We start from the raw sequence: 5,084 nt of genomic DNA on the forward strand, positions 1-5,084 counted from the left end.
TGCTCGGACTGGCGCGACAGCTCGGAGGCTGCCGACAGCACCTGGCTCGCCGCCGCGCCGGTCTCCTCGGAGGCATGGGCGACGCCCGTGATGTTGTGGGTGACCTCGCTCGTGCCGGAGGCGGCCTGGCTGACGTTGCGGACGATCTCCTGCGTCGCCGCGCCCTGCTGCTCCACCGCCGAGGCGATCGAGACCGCGACCGTGCTGATCTCGCGGATCCGCCCGGTGATCGCCCCGATGGCCGAGACCGCCTGATCGGTCACGCCCTGGATCTCGCCGATCTGGCCGGCGATCTCCTCCGTCGCCTTGGCGGTCTGGTTGGCCAGTTCCTTCACCTCCGCGGCCACCACCGCGAAGCCCCGCCCCGCCTCGCCGGCCCGGGCCGCCTCGATCGTCGCGTTCAGCGCCAGCAGGTTGGTCTGGCTCGCGATGTTCGAGATCAGCCCGACCATGTCGCCGATCCGGGCCGACGTGGTGCGCAGCGCCTGGACGAGCTGGCCGGTCTTGTCCGCCTCGCCGACCGCCGCCTGGGCCAGACCGGCCGAGCCCTGCACCTGGCGGCCGATCTCCTGCACCGAGGCGCCGAGTTCCTCGGCCGCCGCCGCCACCGTGCCGACATTCGAGGCCGCCTCCTCGGCCGCGGCCGCGACCGCGGTCGATTGCGAGGCGGTCTGCGTCGCGGTCGCGGTCATCGTGCCGGCGGTGGCCTGAAGCTCGGTGGCCGAGGAGGAGACCAGGCCGACGATCCCGCCGACGGCCCGCTCGAACCCGTCCGCCAGTTCCACCATCGTGCGCTTGCGCTCGGCGGCGGCCGCCGCGTCGGCCACGCGGCGGATCTCCGCCTGCTCGGCCGCCTTCTGGGCGACCATGGCCTTGATGCCGTCCACCGCGCGCCCGACGGCGCCGATCTCGTCGCCGCGGGCGGCCTCCTTGATCTCGGCATTGGTCTCACCCGTCGCCATGCGCTGGAGCACCCCGACGAGGCGCCCGAGGGGCCGCGTGATCCCGAAGACGACGATCAGGATCGCGACCGACAGCGAAGCCACCAGGGCCAAGACCGCGGATGCGGCCAGGACCAGCCCGGCAGAGGCCGCGGCATGGTCGGCCTTGTCGCTCGCCTGCTGGAACTCCACGGTCAGCAGGTTGATGCGCGTCTGCACGAAGTCGCGGACCTTCCGCCGCAACGGCGAGGCATCGACCAGCAGGAGCTTGCCGGCCGCGTCGTTCTGGTTCTTCAAGCCCAAGGCGTTCGCCCGCTCGGAGATCGCGAAGAACTCGTTCAAGGTCTCACGCAGCCCCGTATTCGCGGCCTTGCGCTCCGGCGTATCGGACAGGGCGATCAGCGTGTCGGCGCTGGCGAGAGCGGATTTCTTCGCGGCATCGTAGCGCTGGACGTAGCCGGCCATCTCCTCCTGGCGGAACTCCATGGCCAGGTTCCGGCTCAGGACGCTGGCCTCGGTCGCCGTGATCTGCACGTTCATGATGTTCTGGAGACGGGCCGCCTGCACCTCGACCAGCTGGCGCGTCTGCACGGCCATCTGCGCCAAGTTACTCCGAGCATAGACGACGAGTCCGCCGGCGACGCCCGCGACGACGACGAGTGGCAACGTGGCCTTGATCAGGATGCGCGTATTGCCGAGGAGGTTCATCGACATGGCCCGGGTAAAGACTGAGGATTAGAAACACATCAGAAACGGGTTAATAAATTCTGAGACTCTGCGACAATTCGATGACTGCGTCGGCTTAACAAGTTAAGCGCAAATCAACTCTGAGAATAAATACCGTTTCGATTGGAGAGAATGGAGATGGAGGTGGGCCATGGCGGATGCCGCTCCCCGCCTCGGGAGACGCCGCTCACGGCCGGGCAGGCTGCCTGTCGCGGATCCACGCCGAGGCGTCCGCCGCCACCCCTTCCCGCGCCTCGGCCACCGTCATGGCCCGATAGGCCTGGACGGCGGCGCCCGCATGCTCGGGCGTGAGGGCGGCGCCGGCGCGGGCGCGCAGGAGGGCGCCCAGGGTCGCGAGCCGCAAGCCCGCCGCGCGGACGACCAGGGCCAGGGCCGCCGGGTTCGCGGCGCGATACGCGGCCTGTGCCCGCTCCGGCGAACAGCCGGCGAGGTGGGCGAGACCCAGGATCGCCTCGGCGATCCGGCCTTCGGCGAGCCAGAGGCGGATGTCGGACTCCTCGAGCCCGAGGCGGACCCGCAGGGCGACCGCCTCGACGGCGCGGCGGGGCGGCCCCTGGCGCTCGGATGGGCGAGGCCGCACCAGGGCGTCGCGTTGGGCCGGACGCAGGCCGGGACGCGCCGCGAGCCCACGGGCGAGGCCGTCGCGGTCCTCCATCCGCTCCGACAGCAGCGAGAGCGCGGCGAGCGAGAGCCGCGCGCCGGCATTGCGCAGCAGCGTGCCCATCACCGCCTCGTCGCCCCGGTCGGCCAGGATGTCGGCGACCCGGGCCGCCACGGTCTCGCGCCGGGCGATGGCCGCGAGATGCACCGGCCCCCGGCTGCGGGCGACCTGCATCAGCACGGTGTCGGGCAGCGCGGCGCAGCGCGCGAGCACCGGCACCGCCACGCTGGGCTCGGGATCGCAGGCAAGGAGCCGCGCGAGCCGGCGCGGCGGGCGGGGCAGCGGGCCGAGCCGCCGGGCGAGGCGCCCGCGCGCCTTCGTGCCGGCGCCCGCCGCCAGCACCGTCATCACCTCGTCGAAGGCCCCGACCTGCGGGATCGAGAGCTGGCCGGCCCGGGCCACCAGGAGGTCGGCGACGCCGTCGAGGACCTGGGCCGCGTCGCCGACACGCTCGGCGGCGTCGACGAGATCGGCGAGCGCCGCGGCGGCGGATGCTCGCGGCGGGGTCGTCACGGGTCGGGGGAGAGCGGCCGACGCCATCGGGCGAAACAATCCTGTCGCGAACGCTGCGGCAACCTTAAGGGGCCGATGGTTACCCGCGGCTTATACCCTCGGCCTCGGCATCGACGCATCAGCGCCGACCCCCGTTCGAAGGCGCTGCGGTCCTGGCGCGTCGCGGCGTTCGGGAACCCGCCCTTGCCCTTTCCCCGAAACCTGCTATAGGCGGCGCCTCGCGTTCGCTCCGGCCGGGGGCTGAACGGACGGCGGCGGGTCTCCCACCCGCCGCAGGGGCTCGCCCCGTCGTCCCGTGTCTCCGCCTTCGAACAACCGCTCGGGCCTTTGCAGGCTCGAAGGGCTTGGCGCCGTGCGACGCGAGGACGAACCGGCCCGACACCCGACACCGCTTTGCCGCGTTATCAGGTCGAGGGCCTAGTCTCCCTGAGAAAGGCCCATCATGGCTCTGTACGAGCATGTGTTCCTGGCTCGCCAGGACGTGACCTCGCAGCAGGTCGAAACGATGATCGAGACCTACAAGTCCGTCATCGAGCAGAACGGCGGCAAGGTCGAGAAGACCGAGATGTGGGGCGTGAAGTCCCTCGCCTACCGCATCCGCAAGAACCGCAAGGCGCACTTCACCCTCCTGAACATCGACGCTCCCCCGGCGGCCCTCGCCGAGATGGAGCGCCAGATGCGCATCTCCGAGGACGTGCTGCGCTTCATGACCGTGCGCGTCGAGGAGCTCGAGTCCGAGCCGTCCGCGATGATGCAGAAGCGCGACCGCGACGAGCGCAAGGACCGCGAGCGCGGCCGTCGCCGTGACGACGACGGCTTCGGCGGCGGCTTCGGCGGCGGTGACCGCCCCGAGCGTGGCGATCGCCCGGACCGCGGCGACCGTCCGGAGCGCGCCGAGCGCGCCGAGCGCAACACGAACGAGGAGCAGTAAGCCATGGCTTTCGGTGCTGGTGGCGGCGGTGGCCGTCGTCCGTTCTTCCGTCGGCGCAAGACCTGCCCGTTCTCGGGCCCCAACGCCCCGAAGATCGACTACAAGGACGTGAAGCTGCTCTCGCGCTACGTGTCCGAGCGCGGCAAGATCGTGCCCTCGCGCATCACCGCGGTGTCGGCCAAGAAGCAGCGCGAGCTCGCCCAGGCGATCAAGCGCGCCCGCTTCCTGGGCTTCCTGCCCTACGTGATCCGCTGATCATTTGACCAATCAACCCGGCGGCAGCGCGCCGCCGGGTCGCTGGGGCGAAAAAAGTCGCCTCTAACCCCGCCCTGACCGGGCGGCGGGACAGCGGACAGGGTTTCATGCTTCGTCACACCGGCATCGGCGTCGTCGCCGGCCTCGCCTCGGCGCTCCTGATCGGGGTCGTCGTCCAGGCGACGCCGCTCGCGCTCGCCCTCTACCTGCTCGCTCCGCTGCCGATCCTGATCGTGGCGATGGGCTGGAGCCACCGGACCGGCCTCGTCGCCGCGGCGTCCGGCACGCTCGCCCTCGCCCTCGCCGCCTCTCCCCTGCGCGGCCTCGCCTTCCTGGTCTCCACCGCCCTCCCCGCCTGGTGGCTCGGTTACCTCGCCCTCCTCGGCCGCACGCGGGCCGACGGCGGCATGGAATGGTACCCGACCGGGCGGCTGCTGGCCTGGGTCGCCGTCACCGCCGCCATCGCCCTCGTCGTCGTGGTGATGCTCTCGTCCGGCGACCATGCCGCCTACCAGGAGCGGGTCCAGCGCCTCGCCCGGGGGATGCTGCAGCTCCAGCTGCAGGAAACCCCCTCCCGCGGGGCCGGCCTCGACGAGGACGACCTCGCCCGGATCGCCGAGCGGGTCGCCGGCCTCGCCCCCGCCATCATGGCGACGACCTTCACGTTGCTCCTGACCTTCTATCTCTGGGCCGGCGCCCGTGTGGTGCAGATCTCCGGCCGCCTCGCCCGGCCCTGGCCGGACCTCGCCGCGACCGCTTTGCCGCGGCGCGCCCTGTGGGGCCTCGCCGCCGGGGCGATCCTGGCGGTGGCGCCGGGCTATGCCGGCGCCTTCGGGGTCGCGCTCGTCGGCGCCTTCGCGGCCGCCCTGGCGCTCCAGGGCCTCGCGGCGATCCACGACCGCAGCCGCGACAAGCCCGGCCGCACGCCGCTCCTGATCGGCCTCTACGTCCTGGTTTTCCTCACGCAGGGGGTGGCTCTCGCCGCCCTCGCCCTGTTCGGCCTCGTCGACGCCCTCACGGGCCGGCGCCGGCCCGT

5 protein-coding genes are annotated in these 5,084 nt (G+C 72.1%); 3 read left to right on the top strand and 2 right to left on the bottom strand.

What is annotated here, in order from left to right; all coding sequences use genetic code 11:
- Positions 1-1,649, bottom strand: a 1,649-nt coding sequence (locus QR78_RS29920) for a methyl-accepting chemotaxis protein (protein WP_048431273.1), incomplete at its 3' end; no start/stop codon positions are given.
- A 205-nt stretch (positions 1,650-1,854) separates the two neighbouring features.
- Positions 1,855-2,889, bottom strand: a complete 1,035-nt coding sequence (locus QR78_RS32220; protein ID WP_082711470.1) for a DUF2336 domain-containing protein — start codon at positions 2,887-2,889, stop codon at positions 1,855-1,857.
- A 415-nt stretch (positions 2,890-3,304) separates the two neighbouring features.
- On the opposite strand from QR78_RS32220, the gene rpsF reads away from it, so the two are divergent.
- The 3 genes from rpsF to QR78_RS29940 form a co-directional block, all read left to right on the top strand.
- Positions 3,305-3,793, top strand: a complete 489-nt coding sequence (gene rpsF, locus QR78_RS29930; protein ID WP_048431271.1) for a 30S ribosomal protein S6 — start codon at positions 3,305-3,307, stop codon at positions 3,791-3,793.
- A 3-nt stretch (positions 3,794-3,796) separates the two neighbouring features.
- The gene (gene rpsR / locus QR78_RS29935) at positions 3,797-4,048 is read left to right on the top strand and encodes a 30S ribosomal protein S18 (RefSeq protein WP_012332436.1); all 252 of its coding nucleotides are present in this window, start codon (positions 3,797-3,799) and stop codon (positions 4,046-4,048) included.
- A 107-nt stretch (positions 4,049-4,155) separates the two neighbouring features.
- Positions 4,156-5,084: DUF2232 domain-containing protein (locus tag QR78_RS29940; protein WP_048431272.1), on the top strand; the 929-nt coding region annotated here is incomplete at its 3' end.

This window comes from Methylobacterium indicum (assembly GCF_001043895.1).
GTDB classification, from domain to species: domain Bacteria; phylum Pseudomonadota; class Alphaproteobacteria; order Rhizobiales; family Beijerinckiaceae; genus Methylobacterium; species Methylobacterium indicum.

Excerpts from the sequence above, each read along its gene's own strand:
- QR78_RS32220 (WP_082711470.1), bottom strand. The coding sequence starts at position 2,889 with ATGGCGTCGGCCGCTCTCCCCCGACCCGTGACGACCCCGCCGCGAGCA.
- rpsR (WP_012332436.1), top strand. The coding sequence starts at position 3,797 with ATGGCTTTCGGTGCTGGTGGCGGCGGTGGCCGTCGTCCGTTCTTCCGT.
- rpsF (WP_048431271.1), top strand. The coding sequence starts at position 3,305 with ATGGCTCTGTACGAGCATGTGTTCCTGGCTCGCCAGGACGTGACCTCG.